This is a genomic window from Mesorhizobium sp. M0816, from assembly GCF_040320005.1.
In the GTDB taxonomy this organism is placed as follows: Bacteria; Pseudomonadota; Alphaproteobacteria; order Rhizobiales; family Rhizobiaceae; genus Mesorhizobium.
Genome location: NZ_JAMYOT010000002.1, coordinates 1 through 26,660 on the forward strand (window position 1 = coordinate 1; position 26,660 = coordinate 26,660).

27 protein-coding genes, 2 tRNA genes and 1 pseudogene are annotated in these 26,660 nt (G+C 61.6%); 19 read left to right on the plus strand and 11 right to left on the minus strand.

Translation table 11 applies throughout. The features are described from left to right. The 4 genes and pseudogenes from NKI17_RS02215 to NKI17_RS02230 form a co-directional block, all read left to right on the plus strand. On the plus strand, positions 1 to 323 hold a 323-nt coding region (locus tag NKI17_RS02215), incomplete at its 5' end, for a pilus assembly protein (protein WP_352905354.1). Positions 324 to 497: 174 nt separating this feature from the next. Then, the gene (locus tag NKI17_RS02220) at positions 498 to 1,379 is read left to right on the plus strand and encodes a YihY/virulence factor BrkB family protein (RefSeq protein WP_352577525.1); all 882 of its coding nucleotides are present in this window, start codon (positions 498 to 500) and stop codon (positions 1,377 to 1,379) included. Between the two features lie 80 nt (positions 1,380 to 1,459). Then, positions 1,460 to 1,600 (plus strand): annotated as a pseudogene (locus NKI17_RS02225) (SDR family oxidoreductase); the annotation flags it as partial. A gap of 102 nt (positions 1,601 to 1,702) precedes the next feature. Next, positions 1,703 to 2,206, plus strand: a complete 504-nt coding sequence (locus NKI17_RS02230; RefSeq protein WP_352577524.1) for a DUF2314 domain-containing protein — start codon at positions 1,703 to 1,705, stop codon at positions 2,204 to 2,206. A gap of 70 nt (positions 2,207 to 2,276) precedes the next feature. Here the strand turns inward: NKI17_RS02230 and NKI17_RS02235 are convergent, their stop codons facing one another. The 4 genes from NKI17_RS02235 to NKI17_RS02250 all read right to left on the minus strand — a co-directional run bounded on the left by NKI17_RS02235 (position 2,277) and on the right by NKI17_RS02250 (position 7,717). Continuing rightward, the gene (locus NKI17_RS02235; protein WP_023677421.1) at positions 2,277 to 3,038 is read right to left on the minus strand and encodes a glutamine amidotransferase; all 762 of its coding nucleotides are present in this window, start codon (positions 3,036 to 3,038) and stop codon (positions 2,277 to 2,279) included. A gap of 86 nt (positions 3,039 to 3,124) precedes the next feature. Next, on the minus strand, positions 3,125 to 4,126 hold the full coding sequence (locus NKI17_RS02240) for a rhamnose ABC transporter substrate-binding protein (RefSeq protein WP_023677420.1): 1,002 nt from the start codon (positions 4,124 to 4,126) through the stop codon (positions 3,125 to 3,127). Positions 4,127 to 4,172: 46 nt separating this feature from the next. Continuing rightward, entirely contained in the window at positions 4,173 to 5,162 is a 990-nt protein-coding gene (locus tag NKI17_RS02245; protein ID WP_023677419.1) for an ABC transporter permease, read from the minus strand. Further along, positions 5,159 to 7,717, minus strand: coding sequence for an ATP-binding cassette domain-containing protein (locus NKI17_RS02250; RefSeq protein ID WP_352691075.1), 2,559 nt, complete (start codon positions 7,715 to 7,717; stop codon positions 5,159 to 5,161). Before NKI17_RS02250 ends, NKI17_RS02245 begins: the two co-directional genes overlap by 4 nt. Before the next feature lie 196 nt (positions 7,718 to 7,913). Between NKI17_RS02250 and NKI17_RS02255 the strand changes: the two genes are divergently transcribed. The 5 genes from NKI17_RS02255 to NKI17_RS02275 all read left to right on the plus strand — a co-directional run bounded on the left by NKI17_RS02255 (position 7,914) and on the right by NKI17_RS02275 (position 11,842). Then, positions 7,914 to 9,197: an ROK family transcriptional regulator gene (locus NKI17_RS02255; protein WP_352577521.1), complete on the plus strand. Its 1,284-nt coding sequence runs from the start codon at positions 7,914 to 7,916 to the stop codon at positions 9,195 to 9,197. Between the two features lie 191 nt (positions 9,198 to 9,388). Next, positions 9,389 to 9,589, plus strand: coding sequence for a CsbD family protein (locus NKI17_RS02260; protein ID WP_023719429.1), 201 nt, complete (start codon positions 9,389 to 9,391; stop codon positions 9,587 to 9,589). A 620-nt stretch (positions 9,590 to 10,209) separates the two neighbouring features. Beyond that, positions 10,210 to 10,641, plus strand: coding sequence for a hypothetical protein (locus tag NKI17_RS02265; RefSeq protein ID WP_352691073.1), 432 nt, complete (start codon positions 10,210 to 10,212; stop codon positions 10,639 to 10,641). A 265-nt stretch (positions 10,642 to 10,906) separates the two neighbouring features. Continuing rightward, on the plus strand, positions 10,907 to 11,164 hold the full coding sequence (locus tag NKI17_RS02270) for a hypothetical protein (protein WP_352571650.1): 258 nt from the start codon (positions 10,907 to 10,909) through the stop codon (positions 11,162 to 11,164). Between the two features lie 84 nt (positions 11,165 to 11,248). Further along, positions 11,249 to 11,842: an SOS response-associated peptidase gene (locus NKI17_RS02275; RefSeq protein WP_352707548.1), complete on the plus strand. Its 594-nt coding sequence runs from the start codon at positions 11,249 to 11,251 to the stop codon at positions 11,840 to 11,842. Positions 11,843 to 11,941: 99 nt separating this feature from the next. On the opposite strand, the gene NKI17_RS02280 is transcribed toward NKI17_RS02275, so the two are convergent. Next, positions 11,942 to 12,493, minus strand: a complete 552-nt coding sequence (locus NKI17_RS02280) for a group I truncated hemoglobin (protein ID WP_352571652.1) — start codon at positions 12,491 to 12,493, stop codon at positions 11,942 to 11,944. 1,214 nt (positions 12,494 to 13,707) lie between these two features. Beyond that, positions 13,708 to 13,782: transfer RNA gene (locus tag NKI17_RS02285), tRNA-Thr, on the minus strand. A gap of 160 nt (positions 13,783 to 13,942) precedes the next feature. Here NKI17_RS02285 and NKI17_RS02290 point away from each other — a divergent pair. The 10 genes from NKI17_RS02290 (at position 13,943) to NKI17_RS02335 (ending at position 20,214) form a co-directional block, all read left to right on the plus strand. Continuing rightward, positions 13,943 to 14,173 carry a hypothetical protein gene (locus NKI17_RS02290; protein WP_352843478.1) on the plus strand — a complete coding sequence of 77 codons (231 nt, stop codon included), beginning with the start codon at positions 13,943 to 13,945 and terminating at the stop codon, positions 14,171 to 14,173. A 157-nt stretch (positions 14,174 to 14,330) separates the two neighbouring features. After that, complete coding sequence (murA, locus tag NKI17_RS02295; protein ID WP_023677408.1) at positions 14,331 to 15,623, plus strand: UDP-N-acetylglucosamine 1-carboxyvinyltransferase; 1,293 nt, start codon at positions 14,331 to 14,333, stop codon at positions 15,621 to 15,623. Positions 15,624 to 15,923: 300 nt separating this feature from the next. Beyond that, a complete protein-coding gene (locus tag NKI17_RS02300) occupies positions 15,924 to 16,358 on the plus strand; it encodes a DUF2948 family protein (protein ID WP_352691070.1) in 435 nt (144 codons plus the stop codon). Positions 16,359 to 16,362: 4 nt separating this feature from the next. Next, positions 16,363 to 17,655, plus strand: a complete 1,293-nt coding sequence (hisD, locus tag NKI17_RS02305) for a histidinol dehydrogenase (RefSeq protein ID WP_352905357.1) — start codon at positions 16,363 to 16,365, stop codon at positions 17,653 to 17,655. Positions 17,656 to 17,657: 2 nt separating this feature from the next. Next, positions 17,658 to 18,143, plus strand: a complete 486-nt coding sequence (locus NKI17_RS02310; protein ID WP_292663977.1) for a UPF0262 family protein — start codon at positions 17,658 to 17,660, stop codon at positions 18,141 to 18,143. Between the two features lies 1 nt (position 18,144). Next, complete coding sequence (locus NKI17_RS02315; RefSeq protein WP_352571660.1) at positions 18,145 to 18,612, plus strand: arsenate-mycothiol transferase ArsC; 468 nt, start codon at positions 18,145 to 18,147, stop codon at positions 18,610 to 18,612. Positions 18,613 to 18,701: 89 nt separating this feature from the next. Then, complete coding sequence (gene infA / locus NKI17_RS02320) at positions 18,702 to 18,920, plus strand: translation initiation factor IF-1 (RefSeq protein ID WP_006200926.1); 219 nt, start codon at positions 18,702 to 18,704, stop codon at positions 18,918 to 18,920. Between the two features lie 25 nt (positions 18,921 to 18,945). Continuing rightward, positions 18,946 to 19,575: a Maf-like protein gene (locus NKI17_RS02325; RefSeq protein ID WP_352457706.1), complete on the plus strand. Its 630-nt coding sequence runs from the start codon at positions 18,946 to 18,948 to the stop codon at positions 19,573 to 19,575. Continuing rightward, on the plus strand, positions 19,572 to 19,763 hold the full coding sequence (yacG, locus tag NKI17_RS02330; protein WP_023677402.1) for a DNA gyrase inhibitor YacG: 192 nt from the start codon (positions 19,572 to 19,574) through the stop codon (positions 19,761 to 19,763). The genes NKI17_RS02325 and yacG overlap by 4 nt, the downstream gene beginning before the upstream one ends. Before the next feature lie 375 nt (positions 19,764 to 20,138). After that, positions 20,139 to 20,214: transfer RNA gene (locus NKI17_RS02335), tRNA-Phe, on the plus strand. An 882-nt stretch (positions 20,215 to 21,096) separates the two neighbouring features. Here NKI17_RS02335 and NKI17_RS02340 read toward each other — a convergent pair. The 5 genes from NKI17_RS02340 to NKI17_RS02360 form a co-directional block, all read right to left on the minus strand. Further along, positions 21,097 to 21,711, minus strand: coding sequence for a class I SAM-dependent DNA methyltransferase (locus NKI17_RS02340; RefSeq protein ID WP_245274725.1), 615 nt, complete (start codon positions 21,709 to 21,711; stop codon positions 21,097 to 21,099). Positions 21,712 to 21,928: 217 nt separating this feature from the next. Continuing rightward, positions 21,929 to 22,684, minus strand: a complete 756-nt coding sequence (locus tag NKI17_RS02345; RefSeq protein ID WP_051406149.1) for an AAA family ATPase — start codon at positions 22,682 to 22,684, stop codon at positions 21,929 to 21,931. 910 nt (positions 22,685 to 23,594) lie between these two features. Continuing rightward, on the minus strand, positions 23,595 to 25,187 hold the full coding sequence (gene ggt / locus NKI17_RS02350) for a gamma-glutamyltransferase (protein WP_352571655.1): 1,593 nt from the start codon (positions 25,185 to 25,187) through the stop codon (positions 23,595 to 23,597). A gap of 21 nt (positions 25,188 to 25,208) precedes the next feature. Continuing rightward, positions 25,209 to 25,928 (minus strand): ABC transporter permease, encoded by a 720-nt coding sequence (locus NKI17_RS02355; RefSeq protein WP_352453426.1) that lies wholly within the window; start codon positions 25,926 to 25,928, stop codon positions 25,209 to 25,211. After that, positions 25,925 to 26,638 (minus strand): ABC transporter permease, encoded by a 714-nt coding sequence (locus tag NKI17_RS02360; RefSeq protein ID WP_352726138.1) that lies wholly within the window; start codon positions 26,636 to 26,638, stop codon positions 25,925 to 25,927. The genes NKI17_RS02355 and NKI17_RS02360 overlap by 4 nt, the downstream gene beginning before the upstream one ends. Positions 26,639 to 26,660: the final 22 nt, after the last annotated feature.

Genomic DNA, 26,660 nt, shown 5'->3' on the forward strand with positions numbered 1-26,660 from the left:
TAATGCTTTTGATCGGCATCTTTGCATTCGGCTGGGCTCTGAATGCTATGTCGAGTGTTCGGTACACGCTGGAAACGTCGTCACGTGCGCTGCAAATGAAGAACTCGCTGACGCAGGCCCAGATCCAAGCCATTGCCACGGAAAAATTACTGGATTTGGGATTGAAAGACGTCGACGTAACAATAGCAATCGACGCCCCCAGCGGCGGCTTTCGCATGGCACATCTGACCGCCCAATATGCGTTCGTGATCGAGTTCCCGTATTTCAACCGATATCCGATAAATTATCAGACAACTGTCACAGTTCCCCTGATTGCATCGTGAGCACGTCCCCGGCCAGTCGAGCGGCACCTTTCGCAGGATGTTCGCTGCACGCCGCCTTTATAGGCGATCGCCTTGTACAGCGTGCCGTTGCCGGCTTTGTTCCGGCCGAGCCCCCACCCCTCGCCCAGCGCTGCGCCGCCGCTACTTGTTTGTTGACAGGCATGCGAGGCCTACATGTGGAATTTGGCAGCAGAGGGCTGGAGACTCCTCAAGCAGAGCGTCATCGGCTTCATCGACGACAATGCGCTGAGCCATGGGGCGGCGATAGCGTTTTATGCCACGACCTCGCTTGCGCCGATCCTGCTCATCGTTGTCGCTATTGCCGGCATGGCCTTCGGGCACGAGGCGGCGCAACTCGCCCTTTCGGCACAGATCGCTGGCCTGATGGGGCCGCAAAGTGCCGAGCTGCTGCGAGCTACGATCGAAAACGCCTCGCAGAAGGAAGCCGGAACCCTCGCCAGCATTCTGGGGCTGGTCACGCTGTTCGTCGCCGCATCCGGCGTGTTCGGCGAGATGCAGCTGGGGTTGAACGAAATCTGGAAAGTCAAACCGAGCGGGGCAACGATTTCACGAATGGTTCGGGCACGCATTGCAAGCCTGGGCCTGGTCGCCGCCCTCGGTTTTCTGCTTCTGGTGTCGCTGGTCGTAAGCGCTGCAATTTCGGGGCTCGGAGAAGTCATCAACGCCTACCTGCCGTTCGGCACCATCATCCTGAGCGCCATCAACGGGATCGTCTCGTTTGCCCTGATCACGCTGCTGTTTGCCGCAATCTACAAGGTGCTGCCGGACCGCAGCCTGCAATGGCGCGATGTCGGCATCGGCGCCGTGGTCACCGGGTTTCTGTTCACCATCGGCAAGTCGCTGATTGGCTGGTATATCGGAACCAGCGCCATCTCATCGTCATACGGCGCGGCCGGCGCCCTGCTCGTCGTGCTGTTATGGGTCTATTATTCGGCCGAGATATTTCTGCTGGGCGCCGAATTCACGCGAGCCTATTCGGTCCGACACGGCAGCCGGTCCGATTTGAAGAACAAGGTGGAATCGCATGACAAATGAGATCACGCCGAAATTCGATCTCGCCGGCAAGGTAGTACTGGTCACCGGGGCCTCGCGCGGCCGCGCCTGCGCACTCGCCTGCATGTGCTGGCCACATTCCGCTCGGCCGCATCGGCGACCCGATCGACGTCGCGGGCACCGTGGTGTTCCTCGCCTCGCCGGCGGCGTCACTGATCACTGGCGCGAATATATTGGTGGATGGCGGTTGGTCGGTAGCGTGATAGGGCTCTTTGGCTGGTAGTGCGACACCGCTTCGCGAGCGCCGTCTCCCCACACCAGGAAGAAGCGCGCGGACTTCGCAAGGTTAGTCCAAGAGGTCTTTTATGAGCGAAAAATCTCAATCGAACGGTGAATTCGACGAACCGCGGAATGAGCCACTCTTCGCGGCTATCTCGCAGACAGACCCCGCCTTCCTAGCAGCTTACGATCGCGCGCTTGCGAGTGTGCCGACATTTGTCGAACATATCGAGGGAAATGCAGATGCCTTCTGTTCCGCGAAGCTTCGGTTTCGCGATCCCGACGAGTCCGTACGTCTTCGGGAGGACCACTTTGTTTTCCTTTGGCTTGCCGCTGTGCATTATCATGCTGAGGAGCGGCTATTTTCAGGTGCGTTTTTCGAGGTGCCACCCGAGCTTCAGAAATGGCATCAAGTCGGACAGCGACTTTCGTTTGAAGGCGATGATATTTTCGATTGGATGGTTCTCGACGCGGGGCACTTGCAGGGGGGATTCACATTACGTGTAACCCGAGACAAGCTTCCTGAGAAAGATCGTGGCTCATACGATCGATACATCGGGGTTTCGGTTTATCAGCCACTGCCGTCCTGATTCAACGCATGCTTGATAGCCTGGTCTTTCGTTGGAGGATTGGGCAGCCGCACTGGTCAAACCAGCTTTCTCATCCATCGCCGGCGAGCCAACCGACCATGTTCGCCATCAGTCTTCCGTAGAACGGCCATCCGAGGAAATCCTGCGAGAGCCAATGCGGGCCGATATCGGTTGCCCAGGCAATCGTGCGGCCGCGGCCATGGCTACCGACGGCAAGGAGCGGCCAGTCGGTGCCGCGATGGTGGCAGGTCGCCAGAAGCCGGGACGAACCGTCGCGCCTGAATTCCAGCTTGTTCATGCCGAGAATCGGCGGCAAAGGCCCCTCCACCCCGGAAAAAATCGGATGTGACGACTGCAGGATGGAGGCCTGCACGCCTTGCGGCACCTCCATGCCGTCGCAGTAGGGTAGGCAACGGACCGGCAGAACGTCCTCGACCGGGGTGTCGTGGAAACGCGCCGTCCCGAACATGCCCTGAAAGCCCATGTAACCGCCGGCCAGCATCAGCCCGCCGCCACCTTCGACATAGGCCTTGAGCACATCGAGGCGGTTGACGCCGACACGCCCGGCGCGGGCATCCGGCGTCACCAGCAATGTCAGGGCGCCGACGTCGGAGATCACCACCGCCTGATATTGGGCGAGCCCATCGAGGTCATAGGGAAACGCCGCGCTGCAACGCTCGCCGCCGATCTGCGTGACCGCGATGCCTTCAGTGGCCAGCGCGGCATTGAAGGCCGTCGCACCATTTGTCGAGGCCGCACTTGTAAGCACGTCGCTGCCGATGGCAACCGAGGTCGTCGCTGCAAAGGTTTCGCCTGCAAGCAATATCTTCATTGCCGCCCCGCACTGTTTTCATTCGAGAGGTTTTTAGGAAGGGCGCCGGATGGACCGGCGCCCCCTAGAACTCAAGCTCTATAGGATCAGAATTTGAACTCGGCCAGATTTTCGGGAGTCACGATCTTGGCCGGACCAAGGATCAGTTCGCCGCCGGCGCCAATCGTGTATTCGCCGAGCCTGCCTGCCGTGAACTTCTCACCCTCCTTGCCGGTGATCTTGCATTGCGCAAACGCCTGGGCCGTCTGATAAGTAAGATAGCCAAGATCGGTGACGTTCCACCAGATATCCTGAGCCGCTTCGTCCTTGATGTATTTCGAGATCAGAGTGGCCGGCGCGAGCCCGGTCAGCTTGACCTTGCCGATCATGCCCGCTTCCTCGAGTGCACGCGCGGCCGCCGGAAGGCCGATGCCTGCCGGGACGATGATCACCTTGAGATCGGGAAACGCCTGCACCAGCGCCAATGCCTGCTGCTGGTTGATCTGTTCGCTTTCTTCGCCATAGGCCACCTGCACCAGCTTCATTTTGGAGAACTTCGGCTCGGCCGCCATCTTCGCCTTCATGAAGTCGATCCAGGCATTCTGGTTGGTCGCCGTCGGCGTCGACGACAGGATCGCGAATTCGCCTTCACCGCCGCTGAGGGCGAATGCACTTTCGAGCATCATCTCGGCGAGGCTGTCGCCCTTCACCTGATTGACGAACACCGCACGCGCATCGGCGGCCACATCGGAGTCATACGAAATCACCCTGACCCCCTGCTGAACGGCGCGCTTCAGCGCAGGCGCGACGGCATTGGCGTCGTTGCCGGCAATTGCGATGACTCCGACCTTCTGCGACACGAGGCTGTTGATGAATTCGATCTGCGCCTCGGCGGTCGCCTGCGATGGGGCGACCTGCGTAGCGGTGCCGCCAATTTCCTTGGCTGCCTCTTGTGCGCCTCCGAAGGCCACTTTGAAGTAGGGATCCGTGTCGAGCTTGGGCAGGAAACCGACCGTTACGGGTTCCTTGGCGCACTCCTGGCTGAAGGCCAGCGAGCTTGGCGCAAGCAGAACCGCGGATGCGAGCAGGGCTAATCTAAACGCTTTCATTGTGACTCCTCCGTCAAAATTCGGGCTTGAAGGAAGGGGCCCGAGATCACCCCTTTGTCTCGCGCATTGCGCGGGATCTGCTGAGCATCTCCTGTGTGGAGCGCCAGTAATTGCCGACCAGCAGCGAGCCGATCAGAAGCAGGCCGATGATCATGCCCTGCGCGTCGCCACCGATCTGGTTCAGCGCCAGCACGTTGCGGATGATGGCGATCAGGACCAGTGCCAGCATGACGCCGGTCAGGCGGCCCTTGCCGCCAAAGACGCTGACGCCGCCGAGCAGCACGATGGTGATGACGTCGAGCTCCATGCCGAGCGCATTGTTGGCGCGGGCGTTGGAAAGGCGCGCGGTATAAACGATGCCGGCTATCGCCGCGACGACGCCCGAGACGACGAACAGGTTCAGCACCATCCGGCGCGTGTTTATGCCGGAATAGCGCGCCACTTCGGGGCTGCCGCCGAGCGCGTAGATGCGCTTGCCGGTCGGCGTCTTCTGCAGCACGACCGCAAACACCGGCGCCAGCACCAGGAAGGGCACGATGGTCCACGGTATCTCGGTGCCAGGCAGGTTGTTGATGCCGAAATCGACGAGCGCGGGCGGCAGGATGTTGACCGAGCCGGTGCCGAGCAGGATGTAGCCAATGCCTCGGTAGAGCGCCATGGTGCCGAGCGTCACAACCAACGACTGCAGTCCAAGGCCCGAGACCAGATAGCCGTTGAAGGCGCCGAGCAGGCCGCCGATGACGAGCGTCAGCGGGATTGCGGCAAGCGTCGGCACACCGGCCTGGACCAGCAAGCCAAAGACGACGGAGGTCAGCGCCAGCACCGAGGCGATCGACAGGTCGATCTCGCGGGTGATGATGAGCAGCGTCATCGGCAGGATCAGCAATGCCTTTTCCGAGGCGCTGGCGGCCAGTTGCGAGAGATTGAAGCCGGAAACGAAATTCGGCACGAAGATCGCGGCATAGAGGAAGATGGCCACGCAAGAGGTCGCCAGCAGCAGATCCCAGAAGTCGATCGAACGGAGGAACTTTTTCACCGCGCCCTCGCCTGTCTTGCCTGCTCGGCACGCCGCACGATGAAGGTGTCGATGCCGATGGCCACCAGGATAACCAGGCCGTAGACGCCCTGCAGCCACAGCGGGTCGACGCGCACCAGCGTCAGCCCGTTCTTGATGACGAGCAGCGTGAGCGCGCCGAGGATGATACCGAGCAGCGTGCCCGAACCACCGCGGATGGCGACGCCGCCGACCACCGCCGACGCGATCACGGTGAGTTCGAAGCCGAGCGCGACGCGGGCATCGATGGTCGCATAGCGCGATGCCCACAGCGCACCGCACAGGCCGCCGAGCAGGCCGGCCATGCCAAAGGCCAGCAGAATGCGCCGGTCGACGGGGATGCCGATCAGACGCGCGCCGTCGGGATTGGAGCCGGCGGCGAACAGTTCGCGCCCGATGGCCGTGCGATAGAGCAGCACATAACCCAGGCACAGGATGACGATCGCGATGACGACGATCAGCGGCACGCCGGCGATCTTCAGGCCGGTCATGTCGAGCCAGGCTTGCGTGACTTCGTCGGCGCTGATCTGGTCACCGGCTGCCCAGATCGAGTTGAAGCCGCGGAAGATCGACATCGAGGCCAGCGTGACGACGATCGCCGGGATCTTTCCCCTGGTGACGACGAGGCCGTTGATCAGGCCGGCGACGCCACCGACGGCGCATGCGGTTATCAGGCCAATGCCGATGTCGAGCCCTGGATAGGCCTGGACCATGCTGGCCGCCATGTAAGCCGACAGGCCGATCACCGCAGCGATCGAAAGGTCGATGTTGCGGGTGATCAGCACCAGCATCTGCGCGAGTGCTGCAACGACGAGCAAGGCGGCATCCATCGACACGGCGGTCAGGTTTGCAGCGCTCACCATGCGCGGGTTGATGATGGTGACCGGGATGGCGACCGCCAGCATCGCGGCGAGCAGACCGAACTCCCGCCGCTTCAGTATGTCGAGCGGTCCTTTTCTCTTCTCCTCGCCGGCGGCCTGTGCCGCCGCATCGGCGCTTTCGCCGGCCTTGGTCGCTGCTTCCAGCACCTTTTCCTGAGTGGCTTCGCCCCTGCTGAATTCGGCCGTCCGATGGCCTTCGCGCAGGACGATGACGCGGTCGCACATGCCGATGAGCTCGGGCATTTCGGAGGAGATCAAGATAATGGCCATGCCTTGCGCGGCAAGGTCGGCGATCATCGCATGCACTTCCGCCTTGGTGCCGACATCGATGCCTTGCGTCGGCTCGTCGAGGATGAGGACGCGCGGTTCGGTGCGCAGCCATTTGGCCAACACCACCTTCTGCTGGTTGCCGCCGGACAGTTCCTTTACCGGCTGCGCGTAGCCGGAAAAGCGAAGCTTCATGCGCTTCAGCCAGTCCGAAACCAGATTGATCGCGCGGTTCGTGCCGTAGAAGCCGGAGCGGGCTGCCTTGTCGAGGACTGGCAGCACCGCGTTGTCGAGGATGGAAAAATCCATCACCAGGCTCTGGCCCATGCGGTCTTCAGAGACATAGGCGATACGCGCACCCATGGCGTCGCGTGCCGACGCGAAGCGCACAGCTTCGCCGTCGATCAGGATTTCGCCGGCATCGGGCTGGTCGATTCCGAACAGCACGCGCGCGATCTCGGTCCGCCCGCTGCCGACCAGGCCGCCGAGCCCGAGCACCTCGCCGGCATGGAGCTTGAGGTCGATATTGGAAAAGCCACCGGCGTGCGAAAGCCCCCTCGCCTCCAGCACCAGTGCACCGGTCGCGTGGCTTCGTTGCGGATAGAGGTCGGTGACCTCGCGGCCGACCATCATGCCGATGGCGGCGGCGCGGCCAAGCTCGGCCCTCGGCTTGACGCCAATGAGACGCCCGTCGCGCAGCACGGCGATGCGGTCGGCGATGCGGAAGATCTCGTCCATGCGGTGGCCGACGAACATCATCGCCACGCCGTGCAGCCGCAGGTCGGCGACGACGGTGAACAGCCGCTCGACCTCGCGCTGCGACAGGGCGGCCGTCGGCTCGTCCATGATCAGCACCCGCGCGTCGAGCGACAGGGCGCGGGCGATCTCGACCAGTTGCTGTTCGGAGGTGCGCAACGTTCCGAGCCGGGTTTCGGCCGGCACGTCGAGGCCGGCTGTCGCCAGCACCCTGCGCGCGCCGGCAAGCATGGCGGCGTTGTCGATGCCGCCGAAGCGGTCGCGCGGCATATGGCCGAGATAGATGTTCTCCGCCACCGAAAGATCAGGGAAAAGACCGGGGTGCTGGTGCATGACCGAGATGCCGGCAGCCTGGGCGTCGTGCGGCGAATGGAAGACCACAGGCTTGCCATCGACTTCGACATGGCCGCCGGTCGGGAGATACACGCCGGCCAGCAGCTTTACGCAGGTGCTCTTGCCGGCGCCGTTTTCGCCAAGCAGAGCCAGCACCTCGCCTGAGCGCAATTCGAAGGACGCGTCCTTGAGGGCAATCGTGCCGCCGAAGGCTTTTGTCGCCTGAACCAGGGCAACGGGGACAGCCGCGTCGCTCTTCACCATGGCGTCGGCTTCGCCTAATGCGCCCAAGTGCAGCACCTTTCCTCCCTGGTCCTGTTTTTTCAATTTGCTATATTAAATGGCCGAATGCCGCAACTGGAAAATTGACTTCCATGGCCGCGAAGGGCACTGTCGCGTCGCGCACGGGTGCGATTGGAGTGCTCGACCCCGCGGCAGCCTCAAAGCTGCAAGCGGCTGGAGTGGCTCTGCGGGAATGAATGGGGAGGCGCCGGTTTTGTCCGGAAAAGGCAGCAATTCGGTCAAGGTTCGGCATTATAACGAGCGCTTCGTGCTTGATGCCATTCGCCGCCTGAAGGAGGCATCCAAGTCCGATCTGGCGCGCGCCGCAAATCTGACGCCGGCCGCGGTCGCCACCATTGTCGACGGGCTGGAATCGTCCGGATTCGTAAAGCAAGTGGGGAAAAGGTTCGGGCAACGCGGATCGCCATCCACTCTCTACCGACTTGCACCTGAGCGTATCTACAGCGTCGGCATCAAGATCGGCCGGCGCGCGCTGGAAGCCGTGCTCGTCGACTTTGCCGGCGAGGTCCGCTCGCGCGAGTCGCACGAATATCGCTTTCCGGATCCCGACATGGTGCTCAAGGCCGGCAACATGTCGCTGGCCAATTTCGACAAGCTGGTCGAGGGGCTTGGCGATGCCAGCATCGTCGGCGTCGGCATCGCCTCGCCATATTTCCTCGGCGGCTGGAGCGAAGAGCTCGGCTTTCCCGACGATCTCGGCAGCCGCTGGGAAGCAATCGATCTGACGACGTTCTTCGCCACAAAGCCGAAGACCCCGGTCTTCGTGGAAAACGACGCATCATCGGCCGCACTCGCCGAACTCATCCAGGGGACCGGCGCGCGGTTCCGCGACTTCATGCATATCTCGATCGACACCTTTGTCGGCGGCGGACTGGTGCAAGGCGGCAAGGTCCATACCGGGCCGCACGGCAACAGCGCCGCGCTCGGTCCTTTGCCGGTCTCGCCTTCAAGCCTCGATTCGGTGGCGGCCAAGCCGGCGCGCTACCAGAGCCTGCTGCATCGCGCTTCGATCTATGTGCTGGTCAATCATCTCAAATCGCGCGGCATCGAGATCAACCGTGTGCGCGAACTCGATCCCTTGCCGCCGGGGGCGCGCGAGCCGCTGTCCGAATGGATCGACGATTGCGCCAATGCGCTGGTCGAGGCGATCATCGCCATCACCTCCGTCATCGACATCGAGGCGATCGTTCTCGACAGCATCCTGCCGCGGCCGATTCATCTCGAGCTGTTGGCAAAGGTGCAGACCCAGTTCAACAGGATCAGCGCCATCGGCATCGTGGCGCCGGAAATCGTGTCGGGACAATTCGGCCCCGAGGCTTCGCCGATCGGCGCGGCGATGCTGCCGTTCTCGGCACTGTTGGCGCCCGACAGCGGCGTGCTGATGATCGGCAAGGACAGAACAATGCTGCCGGGTAGCCTTTCGAGGCTTGCCAGCCAAGGCCAACCAGCAAGAAGCTCGGCGACTTCAACGGCATAAGATAGTGCCGCGAAAGAGCATCAAGCTCCGGACATCATCAACATCAGCTCACAGTCAGGCACGGGCACGGCGGGCTTTTTGCGCCGGCACCGGAACTTTTAGCGGCCGCTAATCTTCATTCGTCACCGACATGCAATGCTGATCGGTCCGCGCTCCGCTTTAGTGCGGGCCTAGGAAGCAAGGAGGAACATATGAACTGGGATCAAATCAAGGGAAAATGGACGCAGTTCAAAGGCAAGGCGAAAGAGCAGTGGGGTGACCTCACCGACGATGATCTTGATCGCATCGAGGGCAACCGAGACCAGCTTTTGGGACGCATCCAGGAGCGATATGGCATCGCCAAGGAAGAGGCGGAGCGCCAGGTTGATAACTGGTCCAGAAGCATCAGCTGAGCCTTTGGATGCAATGCCGTTTGCTGCCCACCACCGGGGTGAAACTCTGCGTCGCCCGCCGTGCCGACTGGTGCGGTGGGCTCTTTCGACAGCGAGGCGAGCGAGGAACCTTTAGCCATATCTGATGTTCTACTTGCGTGGCGGGCTTCGCCTCGGCGTGCACCCCACCCGGAGGCGAAGGAGTGCAATCATGAACAACATTATCTGGCTGGTCGGCGCGATCGTGATCGTAATAGCCATTTTGAGCTTTTTGGGTCTGCGATAGGCCTTAGCCCTCTCCTCGACCTCTTCGATTCAGCAACGGCTCCCTCTCGGCGTGGCCTCACTGCCCGTTGCATTCAAGCAGGTCAGACTTAGGTCCCAAGCAAGATACTCCAGGATTGGACCGAAGCCCCGGCTGGGAACGTAGCCGGCTGGCTCACGTTGTGGTGAGCTTTGGCGCGACGAAGATGCGTCCGGGCGGAAGAGTTCAAGCCAGGGAGGAGAGGCCCGACGCTCCGAACGGGCGGCGGGCCTGGGCGTAAATGCAAACGATCAGCAGGCTGTTCAATTCCCATGCCCAGGCAGCACGTGCCGTTGCGAGGCTTCAGGCTGCCGGGATTCGTCGCCGGCAAATCAGCGTGGTCGGATCTTACAACGACAATGATGAACCGATCAGCGTTGCTGGATATTACGACGATGAGATGAGCGCTCTCTGGCGGGGTGCGGTTGCTGGTGCCGCACTTGGCGCCACGGCTGGTCTGTTGGCCGGCTTCAGCGCTTTTGGAGCTCAAGACGTTGATCCTGCGGGGATGACCGGCATGGCCCTGGTCGGTGCGGCTTGGGGCGGCTTTGCCGGCGTGCTTCTCGGAACTTTCGCCAATTTCGCCCAGAAGCCGCGCAAGCCGAAGATCGCAGAAGGTGTCGTACTGGTGATGGCCCGCGTCGATGAAAGGCAGGCCGGCGCCGCGCATACGGTGCTCCGGAGTTTCGCGGAGATGCCTTCCGGGCCGATGAAGAGGAGCGCTTTGCCAAATTCAAGCCGGCTCCGCGTCCGATCTGGTGCCCGATGAAGTTTGTTTCGCGAAACAGGAATTCAAACCGGAGGCGCCCGACGAAAGCTTGGCAAACCAACACTTTGGAAGCATGCGGGCTACTTGCCGTCGTGTTGTCCTTTATTCTTACCGTTCTGTTGGTTGGTCTCATCCTTGGCTGAACCCATGCCCTTGCCACCGGCGACACTATGCCCGGCAATTGGCGAAGGTTGTGGCCAGTTCGAAGGATTAAACCATTCGTGCTAAGCGTTAATAGCTTGTAGCCATAGGAGAGGACGCCAACGTGGACAAACGGGCTGAAGGAGACGCGGAGAGATTGGCTCGAGGCGAGTTCGAGCTCAAAGCCGAACGATATGGTGTGAACGCCTTTCTTCTCGTTGTCGAACTCGTAAATCTGCTGGAAAAGCGTGGAACGATCAGCAGCGACGACGTCGCGAAAATAGCCGAAGCCGCCGCACTTGCCGTTGCCGCATCCAGCGAACCCGACGTGAACAGCATCAATCTGTTGCAGGCCATCGCTGCCGCACGCCGGCCCAAATAGGCTTATATCAAATCCGCCAGCAATCGGCGCCAACCGATAAACGCTATGTTGAACTGATCTCGGTCGAGCGTACGGAGCCTTTCCATGTGCAATGACTACGAGCAGCACATCGCCTGGGCCGAATACTGCCGGATGATGGAATCGCTGGCGCTCAAAATCCCCAGCCATCAAACCGAACTGGATCTGCCGCAGGCGGATGACATCCACATCAACGACCCCGCGCCTGTAATGCGCGCCGCCGGCGACGCAATCGAACTGGCGTCGATGACGTTCGGCTTTCCCCCGGCCGGGCCAAAAGGCGGACCTGTATTCAACTTTCGCTCGGAGGGCCGGCAGTTCAGCAACAGCAAGCGCTGTCTCGTTCCGGCGTCGGCATTCTTCGAATTCACGGGAACGAAATATCCAAAGACCAAGCACAGGTTCACGCTGAATGGCCATTCGTTCATGGCGATTGCCGGGCTGTGGCGCGAGGGTGTCGGCAACAAGCCGCCGACGTTCACGATGCTGACGACCGATCCGGGGCCGGATGTGGCGCCATATCACAATCGGCAAGTGGTTGTGCTGCGGCCATCGGACTGGGCGGCATGGATCCATCTGACGAAGTCCGAGGCTGAACTCATGCTGCCACTGCCGGAAGGGTCGCTCAGCGCGGAAACAGTTCGCGCAGGTTCCGAGTAGGATCCATCGGAAGACTGCGCGCGCTGAGCTACGGCCGCGCCGCATCGTCACGGCGATGCGCGCCATGCTGAGAACGAATGCCCGCGCGATATAAGCGCTTCAGCCCGGTTTGACGTAGCCGGCGGTGACCTCGTCTTTGTGGGCGGCGAAAGCTTCCAGGACTTCGGTTTTCTCAGGCTTCGGAATTTTGAAATGATCCAAGGTCCGCCCGAGTTCGGCTGCGACCTCATCGAATTCCGCGGGGGAAATCCGCAGGTCGCGATGCGCCTCCTCGAGACCGAGCGGCGTCGTGCCGGGCTTGGTGGCGACGAACTTGAAGGGCCCGCCAGAAACGTCGCAGACCCACAGCGTGCGCATGAACTTGAGGCCGGGCAACCTTTCCAGGTTCTTGGTGTGCCATTTGCGCAGCTGCGGATTCTTGGATTTCTTGCCGACGATCGGGTTCTTCACGACGGCGTCGCTGAAGTGATCGATCACCGCTGCGATGGCAAACACGCCGCCCAGCCGCTCATACAGACTTTTCTCAGCTGTGGTTTTCTTGGCCTGGGCGAGCGTGTTGTCGGTAGGCAATACCGCCGTCGATGCCGCGGTCAGCGCCAGCGCGGCGACAACACTTCGTCTTGTCAAAGAGGTCGAAACAGCCGTTTTCATTCCTGGTTCCCTTCGCGGTTAGGCCAGAGCGAGCCGCAGCCTGTCTGGCGGGCTTCATGAGATGACATTCGGACACTTTGCCGTATTTTAGCACCGTCTAACGAACTAACGAGCCGTTCGCCCGAATTAGTCCGATTGGGCGCATTGTCATGGTCAACATGCGTCAAAAGGGGCGAAGGCCGCGCGGATGAGGAAGGCTTAGCAGGCGTCGCTGCACGCGGCAGAGGTCGCGAAGCCACTTCGGCCGCATCTGTGCCCCTGACCTCGGGCATTTTTTTCCTTCTGTGTCGTGTTGTCGGCGGCAATCAGCCCCGGTAGGGGGCGTATAATCGCTTCCCGCGGCTTTGCCGGCTGCTTGCGGCCAATAGCTTGTGCTTTTCGAAGATCGCGAGCTTCTGCGGATAGGTCATCCGCACCTTGGCGTTGCACCCGTCGCATCTGAAGTGCGCGATTGTTCTTAGTGCGGAGCCCTTTCTTACCGCCGGGTGTGAGCAATCCGGACATTCGAATGTGAGCGCGACATCAGATAAGTCTTCGGCCAAACCCATTTCTATCCCCTTCGCAAGCTCGGTGGCTACACTCTGGCGATCATCAATGGGCAATTCAGATGCCAATCCGATTGTGCCAATGCGGGACTAGAACAATTCGCCTCGGAACGCCGCCTAGCTAGTGCGCCTTCTCTGCGCCTTTTGAGCGACGAAGAGACCTAACTTCCTCCAGCAGTTCGCGCTCATTGGTAGTCACGTTTCGGAAGATTGCGACAATCATCACCGCTAAGGCTTCGGCATCCAGGCTTAGAGGGTCAATGTGCTCATCTGCGCAAACCTGATCAAACACGCGTTCACAAATAGCCAAATCGTGAGGGCTGAGGCGAGTGCGATTGAAACGCCGGCGCGACATTTGCGAGCCTTCGAGGCCGCTGCCCGTGCAAAAGAAGCGGGTCTTCGCAAGAAACGCGAGTCATTGAGCGATTGTTCCCGGCTGCAAGCTTTGTTAAGCAGCCTGCAGCAGGGCAGACTGGAACGCTTTCCCCGCGCATCATGGCTCGTGCGAGCGCCGGGAGGTGAGCGTGCAAGACCACTGTTTCGACGAGCTTGTGCGCGTGGCACTCGGCAGATCGCGGGGCGCCATATTTTTCGGCAACCTCGCCAACCGCGCACAATCATCATCGAGCAGGTCAGGGAGCCTTGGAAGATGCGCCAGCGAAAACAATCTGGTGCTGCGAGAGAGGATTGAACTCTCGACCTCTCCCTTACCAAGGGAGTGCTCTACCACTGAGCTACCGCAGCCGCCGATGGCGGGGCTTCTGCCATATCGAACCGGCAAGCGCAAGGCCAAGACAAAGACGGGTTGAAAGGCCGCACCGGGCGATCGTTGCGGACATGGCCGTGCCACAATGTTGGCTATCCCTTGATACGCACCGGCGGGTCGCCGGCCGGGGACAGAACGATGAACGGCAAGACAGTTTCTCCGAACAAGGATGGATCACCGAAGAAGGATGGTTCAGCGAAAAAGGCCGGAACCGGCCGCAAGGACCGGCTGGCCGAGCAGTTGCGCGCCAACCTGCAGAAGCGCAAGGCGCAATCGCGCTCACGAAGGACCGGCGACGCCGACAAGCGGCGCGCTGGCGACGCCGACGAGCGGCCGGAGGGGCTGCAGGCGGCGATGAAAAAAGATTAACGCGAATCGGCTATGTTGGTCGCCGGTACTTTGGCCAAGTCGGCGTGGGCCAAAGTGGGGAGTAGCCTGTTTCTTGAACCAAGCCGGCCAATGGTCTAGATGGCCGCAACAGACTCAACCGATTTAAACCGGCCTTGGCGCCGAGGGGACGCTCTTCATGGATCGCATCAGAATTGTCGGCGGCAACAAGCTTGCCGGAAGCATTCCGATCTCGGGCGCGAAAAACGCCGCGCTGCCGCTGATGATCGCCGCGCTTTTGACCGATGACACGCTGACGCTGGAAAACGTGCCGCATCTGGCCGATGTCGAGCAGCTGATCCGCATCCTCGGCAATCACGGCGTCGACTATTCGGTCAATGGCCGCCGCGAAAAGCAGCAGGAAGGCTATTCGCGCACCATCACTTTCTCCGCCCGCAACATCGTCGACACGACGGCGCCTTACGAGCTGGTGTCGAAGATGCGGGCCTCGTTCTGGGTGATCGGCCCGCTGCTGGCCCGCATGGGCGAGGCCAAGGTGTCGCTGCCCGGCGGCTGCGCCATCGGCACACGGCCGGTTGACCTCTTCCTCGAAGGCCTGCAGGCGCTGGGCGCCGATATCGACGTCGACACCGGCTACGTCATCGCCAAAACCAGGAACGGCCGGCTTGTCGGCAACCGTTATGTGTTCCCGAAAGTCTCGGTCGGCGCCACCCATGTGCTGATGATGGCGGCCTCGCTGGCCAAGGGCGAGACGGTGCTCGAAAACGCCGCGCGCGAGCCGGAGATCGTCAACCTCGCCGAATGCCTCAACGCCATGGGCGCGAAGATCTCCGGCGCCGGCACGGCGACCATCACCATCGACGGCGTCGAGGCGCTGTCGGGTGCCCGCGTCAGGGTGATCCCCGACCGCATCGAGACCGGCACCTATGCGATGGCGGTGGCGATGACCGGCGGCGACGTCGTGCTGGAAGGCGCGCGGCCCGACCTGTTGCAGACGGCGCTCGACATCATTTCACAGACCGGCGCCGAGATCACGCAGACCAATTCCGGCATCCGCGTCAGGCGCAACGGCGCCGGCATTTCGCCGGTCGACGTGACGACGGCGCCCTTCCCGGCTTTCCCGACCGATCTGCAGGCGCAGTTCATGGGCCTGATGACGATGGCCAAGGGCAAGTCGCGCATCACCGAGACGATCTTCGAGAACCGCTTCATGCACGTCCAGGAACTCGCCCGGCTAGGCGCCCACATCACGCTGTCCGGCCAGACGGCGATCGTCGACGGCGTAGCGAAACTGAAGGGCGCGCCAGTCATGGCGACCGATCTTCGGGCCTCGGTGTCGCTGGTCATTGCCGGCCTTGCTGCCGAAGGCGAAACCACGGTCAACCGCGTCTACCATCTCGACCGCGGCTTCGAGCGGCTGGAGGAAAAGCTGTCTGGTTGCGGCGCGGAAATCGAGCGCATTTCGGGGTAACGATAGCAGGCTCAGGTCGGCGCTGCCCCTCGCCTGCCTGCCGGCATCTTCTCGCCGTATAGGGACGGGAAGTAGGACCGCCTCGCGAAGGATTTCGCCAATCTCCGGCGTTGTGGAGAGGGTGCCGAGGTTGCGGCCAGCCCCTACACCCGTCCCTATACGGGAGAAGGTCCCGGCAGGAGGATGAGGGGCGGCGCCGACCGGAGCGATTGCCTGGCCAAGACCTCCGGCGCGGTTGCACGAGCCGGAAAGACCGCCTAACAGAAGGTCGAATAATCAACTCGCAGGTGCGAATTCCGCATGAATGGCCTCAAGCTTGTCGCGCTCGACGATCAGGATCTGAGCATCATCTCGGCGCATGTCCAGGATGCCGTCATGAAGGTCAGCGATCTCGAATACCTGCCTTCTGTAAAGCGCTTCGTGCTGACCATGAACCGCTTCGTGTGGGAGGCGAAATCCGGCTTCTTGCGCCGGCACAATGAGCGGCGGCAGGCCGTGCTGCATTTCGACCGGGTGCTCGGCGCCAAGACCAGCGGCATTGCCCGCGACAAGCCCGACGAAGTGCTGTCGCTGCTGGCGATCAGCTTTCTCGCGCTCGACAAGCCGGCCGGCATCGTCGAGCTGATCTTTTCGGGCGGCGGCGCGATCATGCTCGATGTCGAATGCGTCGAGGCGCGGCTTGCCGATGTCGGCGGCGCCTGGGAAGCGACGTCGCGCCCGGTCCACAGGGTCTGATGTGATGGCCATCACGCTTCGCCAGTCCGACGCCGATTTCGAGCAGCGCTTTGCCGCGTTCCTGCTGACCAAGCGGGAAGTCTCGGCCGATGTCGACGCCGTGGTGCGCGAGATCATCGCCAAGGTGCGTGCGGAGGGCGACGCGGCGCTGGTCGGGTACACGCAGAAATTCGGCGGCGGTGACCTGGCCAGGGTCGGCATCGCCGTCTCCAGGGACGACATTGCCAAGGCTTACGAGGCCGCCGATCCGCAGACGGTCGAGGCGCTGAAATTCGCGCGCGAGCGCATCCGCTCCCATCACCAGCGGCAGCTGCCGCAGGACGACCGCTACACCGATGCCGCCGGCGTCGAGCTCGGCTCGCGCTGGACGGCGATCGAGGCCGTCGGGCTCTACGTGCCGGGCGGCACGGCGAGCTATCCTAGTTCGGTGCTGATGAACGCGGTGCCGGCCAAGGTCGCCGGCGTCGAGCGCATCGCCATGGTGGTGCCGGCCTCCGGCGGCGAGGTGCCGCCGCTGGTGCTGGTGGCAGCCGACCTTGCCGGTGTCTCCGAAATCTACCGTGTTGGTGGCGCCCAGGCGATCGCGGCCCTTGCCTATGGCACCGAGACAATAAAGCCCGTCGCCAAGATCGTCGGCCCCGGCAATGCCTATGTCGCGGCGGCCAAGCGCCAGGTGTTCGGCACGGTCGGCATCGACATGATCGCCGGGCCGTCGGAAGTGCTGGTTGTCGCCGACGGCAGCAACGATCCGGACTGGATCGCCGCCGACCTGCTCGCCCAGGCCGAACACGATGTGTCGGCGCAGTCGATCCTGATCACCGACGACCGTGCCTTTGGCGCAGCGGTCGAACAGGCGGTCGAACGCCAGTTGCAGAACCTGCCGCGCGGAGAAACGGCGGCGGCGAGCTGGCGCGATTTCGGCGCCGTGATCCTGGTGCCGACGATCGAGGCAGCACTGCCGCTGGTCGACCGCATCGCGGCCGAACATGTCGAGCTTGCCATCGACGACCCAGAGGCCTTCCTGGCGCGGATGCGCAATGCCGGTGCGGTGTTTCTCGGCCGTCATACGCCGGAAGCCATCGGCGACTATGTCGCCGGCTCCAACCACGTGCTGCCGACGGCGCGCTCGGCGCGCTTTTCGTCCGGGCTTTCGGTGCTCGATTTCGTCAAGCGCACTTCGATCCTGAAGCTCGGGCCGGAGCAGTTGCGGGCGCTGGCGCCGGCGGCGATCACGCTCGCCAAGGCGGAAGGGCTCGATGCGCATGGACGCTCCGTCGGCATTCGGCTGAACATGTAGAAATGTCCGACTACGACCAAACCCGCGCCAGGCTGATCGATGTCGAGCTCGACGAGACGATCGGCCGCTCGACGCCCGATGTCGAGCATGAGCGGGCGGTGGCGATCTTCGACCTGATAGAGGAGAACCGCTTCCAGCCGGTCAATGACGACGGCGCCGGCCCGTACCGGCTGAAACTGTCGCTGGCCGAGTCCCGGCTGGTGTTCGCGGTGGCGCGCGAGGACGGCGCAGCCGTGGTCACCCACATCCTGTCGCTGACGCCGCTTCGGCGCATCGTCAAGGACTACTACATGATCTGCGAAAGCTATTACGATGCCATCCGCACCGCGACGCCCAGCCACATCGAGGCGATCGACATGGGCCGGCGCGGCCTGCACAATGAAGGCTCGCAGACGCTGATGGACCGGCTTGCCGGCAAGATCGAGATTGACTTCGACACGGCGCGCCGGCTGTTCACGCTGGTTTGCGTGCTGCACTGGCGAGGCTGAACTGGCCGCCCCGCTGCCCCGCCCGATCCTGCCCCGCTCGATCCTGTTTGTCTGCGGTATGAACGCCGTGCGCTCGCCGATGGCCGAATTGCTGGCGCGCAAGGTGCTTCCGCCCACCACCTTCGTCGCCTCGGCCGGGGTGCGCGGCGGCGAACGCGATCCGTTCGTCGATGCCGTGCTGGCCGAAGAAGGGCTGTCGCTGGGCGAACGGCACCCGAGAACGATGGACGACCTCGAGGACGACTATTTCGACCTGATCGTGACGCTGGCGCCGGAAGCTCACCACACCGCGCTCGAGCTCACCCGCTCGCTGGCCGTCGAGGTCGAGTATTGGCCTATGCCCGACCCGACCGGCGTCAGCGGCACGCGCGAGCAGATCATGGCCGCCTACCGCGACGTGCGCGAGCGGCTGAAGGCGCGGATCGGCCGCCGTTTTCTCGGCACCGGGGCTGAAAACGCCGCGGATTAAGCATGTTCACAAGCGGACGTTTATCATATAGGTTCCGCGCAACTTTCCGGCCGGGGCGCTGGAAGTACCCATCCAAGCAAAGGTATCGAATGCCGAAGGAAGAAGTCCTCGAGTTTCCGGGTGTCGTGACGGAACTGCTGCCCAACGCGATGTTCAGGGTCAAGCTCGAAAACGAACATGAAATCATCGCCCATACGGCCGGCCGCATGCGCAAGAACCGCATCCGCGTTTTGACCGGCGACAAGGTCCTGGTCGAGATGACGCCCTACGACCTGACCAAGGGCCGCATCACCTACCGCTTCAAGTAAGTTCAAGAACCCGGCCGGGATCGCGATGGGCATTTTGCAGAAGCTCGTGCTTGCCTCGGGTTCGCCGCGCCGGATCGAGCTGCTGCAGCAGGCCGGCATCGAGCCGGACCGTGTGCTGCCGGCCGATGTCGACGAGACGCCGCTGCGCGCCGAACACCCGCGCTCGCTGGCCAAGCGCCTGGCAACACAAAAGGCCGAGAAGGCGCTGGCTTCGCTGAAGACCGAAGCCGACTACCTGCCGAGCTTCGTGCTGGCCGCCGACACGGTGGTTGCCGTCGGGCGGCGCATCCTGCCCAAGGCCGAGACGCTCGACGACGCCGCCAACTGCCTCGGGCTTTTGTCCGGCCGTTCGCACCGGGTCTATTCCGGCATCTGCCTGATCACGCCGGGCGGCAAGCAGCGCTTGCGGCTGGTCGAGACCAGGGTGCGTTTCAAGCGGCTGCCGCGCGAGGAGATCGAGGCCTACATCGCATCGGGAGAATGGCGCGGCAAGGCCGGCGGCTATGGCGTCCAGGGGCTCGCCGGCGCCTTCGTCGTCAAGCTTGTCGGCTCCTACACCAACGTCGTCGGCCTGCCGCTCTACGAGACGGTAGCGCTTTTGAGCGGCGAAGGGTTTAAGGTGCACGCCAACTGGCTGTCGGGTGCGCGGATATGAGCCCGGACGACAAGGTCACGCCATTGCGGCCCAAGCGGCCCTGCCCCGAATGCGGCAAGCCATCGGCGCGCGAAACCTACCCGTTCTGCTCGACGCGCTGCAAGGACATCGACCTCAACCGCTGGCTGAAGGGGGTCTACGTCATCCCGGGCCGCGACGACGAGGACGAGAACGACGACCAGAAATAGCGCCGTCCACCTGCGGTTTTCCACAGGTTTGGGACGGTTTCGCAGCCGCGATCGTGACCGATGATCGGCCTTGCGGACTGCCTGTCGTTTCCCGCCTGAAATCAATGTCCAGAACTTGTTCCATCAGGGCACTGTCGGACGGAACAGGTTCTGGCGTTTTGTTTGAGCATGATCTTTTCCGAAAACCGGATTCCACTTTTCGGGATCATGCTTTTTGTCTGAGCATAATCTTTTCCGAAAACCGGATTCCACTTTTCGGGATCATGCTCTAAGCGCTGGACAGGCCGAATTCCCGTGCTATAACCCACGCGCTTTCAAGGGGTGCCGACGGCGCTTTCATGAACCCGGTGTGCAGATTGCCGCCCACCGGAGCAGGCCCAGATAGCTCAGTTGGTAGAGCAGCGGACTGAAAATCCGCGTGTCGGTGGTTCGAATCCGCCTCTGGGCACCACTACTTCCTCATATAGAATCAATGGCTTGCGGTGTCGCCAACTTGGCGACTTACGGCATTTCATGTCGCGCCGATGTTGCTGTCCGATCAATCGGCTGCTCGATGAGCGAGCACGGACTGTAAGAAGCGAAGCGAATGAGATCTGGTATGACTTTTGTACGCGGGGCAAAGGCCATACCAGAGGATTCGGTCAGGCCGCCTCAACAGGGCGAACGATAGAGGTCAGCGACGAAGACGTCTCTCAATTCCGGGATGCGATAGGTGTCGCCGACCGCAAAAGGCAGATCCTCATCGCTGCATACACGCAATCCATGCCGAAATCCGCTGAGGAAGAGGCGCTTGACGCGGATCAGCAGGATATTGCCGATGGCTTCGAGAGGCGGTTCGCCAGCGCTGAGCTAAGGCCCGAGCAAGCCGCTTTCAGACGTTCTCTCATGCGGTCTTTATGGTTCGAGATGCGTGGGCACTGTTTACGAGAGGCTTACAGGCCGGCAGGTGCGGCATCGGGCCAAACCGGAGTTCATACGCAGGCATTACGAGGAATTCGCGTCCCGCAATCGGCAGGGAGATACTTGAACCTCAAGACGTCTGGAAATTACGGCGCGAACCCGCGTTACGTTGCCGGAATCCCCCAACCTACGAAAGTACCTCGCGACGTCGGGATGCTTGCGATCGTCCTGCCTCAAAAGGGCAAGTGCATCGTTGGTCACCGGCGAGCGCCGTCGCCAAACGCACTGATGAGCAGAGGCGAGCAGCGCTTTGTCTGATTGAGCCAAGCGAAGCGCAGCCAAAAACGACACTCGATACTTTCCTGCCAATAGCTTCAACAAAGACCAGCCTCATGGCAAATGCTCGGTTTCAAATTTCATGTGCCCGCCGGCTTTACCGCTTTCTGGCAACCACCAGGAAATTCTGCGCAAGCTCCGCCGGAATCCTGGCACTTGCGCAGATCCTTTCAAACGGCACGATCAATATTTCGCAGAGTCTTGGCAGCAATTTCCCGGGTCGCGGCAAAAAACCGTACCCAACTATCCGCTCGACAATAAAGCCGTTTGCAATGAGCGTCTGCTCGTATCCTTTAATGCTCAAAGTGTGGCGGACTGTCCCTCCTGCATAACGGTTCAGAATGCGGCAGACCAGCCCTATTGGCGAGGTCGCATTCATGTGGATATTCGAGATTAGCAATCCACCTTCGTTCAAATGCGCGCTGATGGCCGACAGTGCATCCTTCCTGAGCTCATCTTCAGCATTGAGGAAGAATCTGAATGCCGTGACCACGTCGAACCTTTCGGCGAGCGGAGAGAGCGTAATATCAGCGCGGACCAATTTCACGTTCTTCGGAACCCGTGCGCTAGCCAGCATAGATTGGGAGATGTCAACGCCGACGACTTCACCAAAAAATTGAGCTGCGATATTTGCTATGCGGCCTGTGCCGCATGCGAAGTCCAGGCATTTCCGGTTCGGCCCGCCGACAGGCAGGAGAGTACGTTCGACCAAGGGCTTTTCGATACCCGACCACAGAGCTGCATAGTAGCCGGACCGGAACGTGTCGGAGTAATGGGCACCGTACCCATCCGTCTGGTGGCTTGCTCGGTAATCCCGACGAGCGGGTGCACGGTTCTCATGGACGCTGCCTAACGGTCGCCGCTGCGCCCGTAGAAATCTGCGAATGCCAACGAACGATCTCACCGTGAGCACCATGCAACTCGCGCCTCTAGTCTGGCCCGACGCATGCCGTCGCGGGCAATCCGTGCCCCACGATGCGCGCGACGACCTGTTCGAAATTGCGTGGGTCGAGGCCGTCGACACGCATCAGCGGCCATTTGTCTTGCAGGCATTGGCCGATCTCCCTCGCGATATCCGCTTGCTTCAGGCCCCTGACCACTCCGACTTCGAGAAGGCGCTCGAGGTACGGCTGCCGCGCATACCGCTCAATGAGGCGGTGGCGCAGCGTTTCCCCGGGCGCGTCGACTTGAATGAGGAGATCCGGTCGCGGCAGGAACGTCATGCAATTACGAACCATGTCGATACTTGGATTTCGTGCCAACAGGACGAGCGCACACAACGCCTGAACGATGCCCTCTTCGAAAATGAAGTACCCTTCTGAGGCCTGCGCCGTATTCCAGGCTTCGAAGAGCAAAACGACGTCGATCTTCAGACGCAACGCCCATATTCGACTTTTTGGAGGGATCGATGCCAAAAGCCGCGCAGCGGCCCCCTCGCTCGGCGGGGTCGAGAACAAGACCGGACTCGCGGTGGCGAGCTTGTGCACCAGACGCTGGATGCCATGGCGTGTCTCCGGGCCTTCATCCTCGACCGAATCGACTTCGCTGCCGAAAGACACAAAATCAATCCGGCGATAGCCATTGACTGTCTTCACACGGATGTCGCGTTTCGCCAGCTCACGGCAAAGGGCGCGGAGAAGGGTCGTCTTGCCTGCACCAGGCGGACCGAACAACTCGATAATCATGTAGGGACCTCCCGAACAGGAAACAGAAAGATCGGATGAAGCGAGCTCGCCCGCTCCGGCGGTGTGGCGAGCGTAAACACTCTGGCATCCGCCTGGCCGAGTTGACCCCGCTCGCTGGCATCCTGCTGACGCCGCAAAAAGATTTGGAGGAGATGCGATGCGGCGGGAACTGCCTTTCCATGGCGTGCAGTCCCGCCTGTTGAGCCGCGACAGCGTTGCCGGTTGACTTGGGAACTTGCAATTGCTTCTCGATCGCCTGCGCTTGCGGCTGGTTGACACGCCTGTCGCTGTCGAACTGGCTCGTCGCCCGTGCCATCTCCTGATCGAGCGCGTGCCCCACGGTTGCCCGTTGGTCGACGTCGGTCGTTGTGGCTTCCAGGCGTGCGAGCCTCGACGACGCCGACCCCGCCGCCTGCGCCAACACCTCCGTCGTCGCGCCGCTTGCGCCCATAGGAACATGGACCTCAGAAAGTCTCTAAATTGCCTGGTGATCGGAGCTTACTAGGAGTGCCGAACCATACCATCATCCATCTGAATGACTGTCGGCACCACGGCACGCGTGTTTGGGCGCTGAACAAGGCAACGAGTTCAGGCCGAGCGGGCGCTTTTGGCTTGACGCGACACAAACGCGACATTCGACCTAAAATCTGAACAATATCAATCACCGACAGCGGACTGAAAATTCGCATGTCGGTGGTTCGAATCCGCCTCTGGGCACCATTTTTCCCTGTACGGCCCGGAGATGGGTAACAGTTTGTACCTAAGACATGGGTGACAACCTCGCGCCGATCGGATTGTCGATGGCGTGCAAGAATTATCTGGACCATGGCGCCAGCGGCTCCTGCTCGCCGGCCAAATGTCGATGAAGAGCATCTTCGGCATCTTGGATCCCACTCTGGCCATAACCGGTCTACAGACCGAGGGCGCAGCCGTCCTTGCGCGGTTCAGAACCGCCCAGCAGGGTCCCGTTTGCCCAATCGATGCGAATGGCCTGCGCACCGCCGATCGGGTCCGTGGCGGGAATGATTTCGAAACCGCGTCGGCTAAGTTCAGCTACGGTTTCGCCAGCGAGCCCGTGTTCGGCCTGGACGTTCATGGTGCCGCTGACGGGGGCGACCCGCGGCAGATCAATCGCCTCCTGCAGATCCATCCCGAAGTCGAGCACCTTCGTCAGCAGGTGCGCGTGGCCCATTGCCTGGTAGTAGCCACCCATAACGCCGAAAGGCATTTCTGCCCGGCCGTCTCTCGCAAGCATCCCGGGTATGATGGTATGCAAAGGTCGCTTGTTCGGCGCCACTGCATTGGGGTGCTTGGGGTCAAGCGAAAAGCTTTGCCCGCGATTGTGCAAGACGACACCGGAGCGTGGCGAGACCAGGCCCGAGCCAAAGCTGTCGAAGACCGAGTTGATGAAACTGACCGCATTGCGATCCTTATCGACAACGGAAATATAGGCCGTGTCGCTGTGCAGCGGCATATCGAACGCCGGCAGGTCCGCGCGGGCGCGCTTTAGGTCAATCATGCCGGCCAGACGATCGGCCCAGGCATTCGACAACATGTCGGCCACCGGGACCTCGGACGCATCAGGATCGGCGACGAGCAGGTCACGCGCGGCGTAAGCGAGGCGTGTCGCTTCGATTTCCAGGTGAAGCCGGTCCGCGGATTGCGGGTCGCCGTGCGCTTCGAAGCGCGAGAGGATATTTAGAATGAGCAGCGCGATCACACCCTGGCCATTGGGCGGACATTCGAACACATCGCAGCCTCGAAACGCGGTGCTGATCGGGATCACGTATTCGCCTGTTGCCGAGGCGAAATCTTCGAGTGTGTGCAATCCGCCGAGCCCTCGAAGATAGGCGACCATGTCTCCGGCCACAGGGCCAGTGTAGAAGGCCTCTCGTCCCTTCTTGGCGATCAGCCGCAGCGTTGCAGCCAACTCAGGCTGGCGATGCACTTCGCCAACGCCTGGCGCGCGGCCGTTTGGCAGGAAAATCCGTTTCGCGGCTACATCGGAGGCCAGAAGTTCTTCTTCCAACGCCCAGTCACGATGGACCCGCGGTGAAATGGCGTAGCCTTCCTCGGCGAAACGTATAGCGGGGGCCAGGATTTGATCGAAGGGCATATGTCCATGATCAGCGTGCAATCTGGTCCAGGAATCGATGGCTCCCGGGATGGTGACGGAGCCAGGAGAATTGCGGGCCACCTCCGCCATGCCACGTTCGAGGAACCAGTCAATTGTGAGGGCGGCGGGTGTCCTGCCCGATCCGTTGTAGGCGATGACCTCGCCGGATCCGTTTCGCGACAGAAGAGCGAAGCAGTCGCCTCCAATGCCGGTCGAGGCTGGCTCGACGACACATTGCACCGCGCAGGCTGCGATGGCGGCATCCATGGCGTTGCCGCCGGCCGCCATGATCTCCACCGCCGTGAGGGTCGCCGACGGATGAGAGGTGGCGGCCATGGCCTCGCGTGAAACGACGACCGAGCGCGTTGGTTTCTCAAAATTTCGCATGCTATGCCCTTCTGATAGTGCTCAAGAGGCGGCGTCGCTCATCGTCGAGGGGCGGTGCCGCAGATGCCGCGACATCCAGTATTCGAGTGCCGCCAAGGCACGGATGATCGCGAAGTTCAAAGTGAGATAAATGGCGCCCGCGCAGATGAAGACTTCAAAGGCGCGGTAGGTCTGGGAGATCAATCCCTGGGCAATTCCAGTCACCTCCATCAAGGTCACGATGGAAGCCAGAGACGTGCCCTTGATCATCAGGATGATTTCATTGCCGTAACTCGGCAGCGCCTGGCGAAAGGCCAGCGGCAGGATAACGTGCCGATAGGTCAAATAGGTGGACAGGCCGACAGACCGGGCCGCCTCGACAAGGCCGCGTGGCACCGATTGAATCGCGCCGCGGAGGATTTCGCTGCCATAGGCGGTGGTGTTGAGTGTCAGCGCGATGATTGCGCACCAGTAGGGTTCGCGGAAAACGGCCCATAATCCAATTGCCGACAGTTGGTGCCGGAACTGACCAAGGCCATAATAGGTCAGAAAAATCTGCACCAGCAGAGGCGTGCCCCTGAACACGGCAACGAAGCCGCGGATCGGCAAGACGACGAAGGGCGATTCCGATTGCTGGGCAAGCGCCAATGTGACGGCAAGAACGAAGCCGGCAACGATGGAAGTCAGGGCCAGTTCCATCGTGAGCGGCAGGCCGGCGAGTAGCTTCGGCAGGATTTCGAGGAAAAAACCGAAATCTATCATGCCGACCTGACGCGCCACGGCGCCTTTCGTTCCAGACGGTAAAAGGCGTGGCCCGTGACGGAAGCGATAGCCAGATAGAGCAAGGCTGCAGCAATGTAGAAGATGAACGGTTCACGGGTCGAACCTGCAGCGATCTGCGCCTGGCGCATCAGTTCAACGAGGCCGATTACCGATATCAGCGACGAGTCCTTCAGAACCAACTGCCACACATTGCCGAGACCTGGCAGCGCGTATCTCAGGAGCTGGGGAAAAATAACCTGTCGCAGCCGCTGCAGCCGGTTGAGACCAAGCGCGCAAGCGGCATCGTGCTGTCCCTGGTCGATGGCGACGTAAGCCCCTCGATAGACCTCGGCTTGATAGGCGCCCGAGATGATCGCGATAGCCAAGGTTCCAGTGGCAAAGGCCGGAACGCCGACGAATCCGGACCCGCCCAGGCTATGACCAAGCGAGGTCAGGGCGACACTACCTCCATAGTAAAGCAGATAAATGGTCAGAAGGTCGGGCACGCCCCTGAAAACCGTGCAATAGCCAAGGGCCAAGAACCTCAATACCTTGGAGTTGCGGAGACGCCCGGCCGCTGCCAGCCCGCCAAAGACAGCGCCAAGCGCAAACCCCAGCACGGACAGGAGCACTGTGACCGAGGCCGCCATGAGAAGAGCAGCCCCCCAACCTCCGTGCTGGAAACCAAGCAGCCGGAATGCGTCAACCATTGATACCCCCGGCATTGATACC

What these genes read in the sequence shown, in the direction of transcription:
- NKI17_RS02230 (WP_352577524.1), top strand. Translation starts at nt 1,703, where the DNA reads ATGAGCGAAAAATCTCAATCGAACGGTGAATTCGACGAACCGCGGAAT.
- NKI17_RS02355 (WP_352453426.1), bottom strand. Translation starts at nt 25,928, where the DNA reads ATGATAGATTTCGGTTTTTTCCTCGAAATCCTGCCGAAGCTACTCGCC.
- murA (WP_023677408.1), top strand. Translation starts at nt 14,331, where the DNA reads ATGGATCGCATCAGAATTGTCGGCGGCAACAAGCTTGCCGGAAGCATT.
- NKI17_RS02280 (WP_352571652.1), bottom strand. Translation starts at nt 12,493, where the DNA reads ATGAAAACGGCTGTTTCGACCTCTTTGACAAGACGAAGTGTTGTCGCC.
- NKI17_RS02235 (WP_023677421.1), bottom strand. Translation starts at nt 3,038, where the DNA reads ATGAAGATATTGCTTGCAGGCGAAACCTTTGCAGCGACGACCTCGGTT.
- NKI17_RS02275 (WP_352707548.1), top strand. Translation starts at nt 11,249, where the DNA reads ATGTGCAATGACTACGAGCAGCACATCGCCTGGGCCGAATACTGCCGG.
- NKI17_RS02290 (WP_352843478.1), top strand. Translation starts at nt 13,943, where the DNA reads ATGAACGGCAAGACAGTTTCTCCGAACAAGGATGGATCACCGAAGAAG.
- NKI17_RS02310 (WP_292663977.1), top strand. Translation starts at nt 17,658, where the DNA reads ATGTCCGACTACGACCAAACCCGCGCCAGGCTGATCGATGTCGAGCTC.
- NKI17_RS02240 (WP_023677420.1), bottom strand. Translation starts at nt 4,126, where the DNA reads ATGAAAGCGTTTAGATTAGCCCTGCTCGCATCCGCGGTTCTGCTTGCG.
- hisD (WP_352905357.1), top strand. Translation starts at nt 16,363, where the DNA reads ATGGCCATCACGCTTCGCCAGTCCGACGCCGATTTCGAGCAGCGCTTT.
- NKI17_RS02325 (WP_352457706.1), top strand. Translation starts at nt 18,946, where the DNA reads ATGGGCATTTTGCAGAAGCTCGTGCTTGCCTCGGGTTCGCCGCGCCGG.
- NKI17_RS02360 (WP_352726138.1), bottom strand. Translation starts at nt 26,638, where the DNA reads ATGGTTGACGCATTCCGGCTGCTTGGTTTCCAGCACGGAGGTTGGGGG.
- NKI17_RS02260 (WP_023719429.1), top strand. Translation starts at nt 9,389, where the DNA reads ATGAACTGGGATCAAATCAAGGGAAAATGGACGCAGTTCAAAGGCAAG.
- ggt (WP_352571655.1), bottom strand. Translation starts at nt 25,187, where the DNA reads ATGCGAAATTTTGAGAAACCAACGCGCTCGGTCGTCGTTTCACGCGAG.
- NKI17_RS02345 (WP_051406149.1), bottom strand. Translation starts at nt 22,684, where the DNA reads ATGATTATCGAGTTGTTCGGTCCGCCTGGTGCAGGCAAGACGACCCTT.
- yacG (WP_023677402.1), top strand. Translation starts at nt 19,572, where the DNA reads ATGAGCCCGGACGACAAGGTCACGCCATTGCGGCCCAAGCGGCCCTGC.
- infA (WP_006200926.1), top strand. Translation starts at nt 18,702, where the DNA reads ATGCCGAAGGAAGAAGTCCTCGAGTTTCCGGGTGTCGTGACGGAACTG.
- NKI17_RS02300 (WP_352691070.1), top strand. Translation starts at nt 15,924, where the DNA reads ATGAATGGCCTCAAGCTTGTCGCGCTCGACGATCAGGATCTGAGCATC.
- NKI17_RS02220 (WP_352577525.1), top strand. Translation starts at nt 498, where the DNA reads ATGTGGAATTTGGCAGCAGAGGGCTGGAGACTCCTCAAGCAGAGCGTC.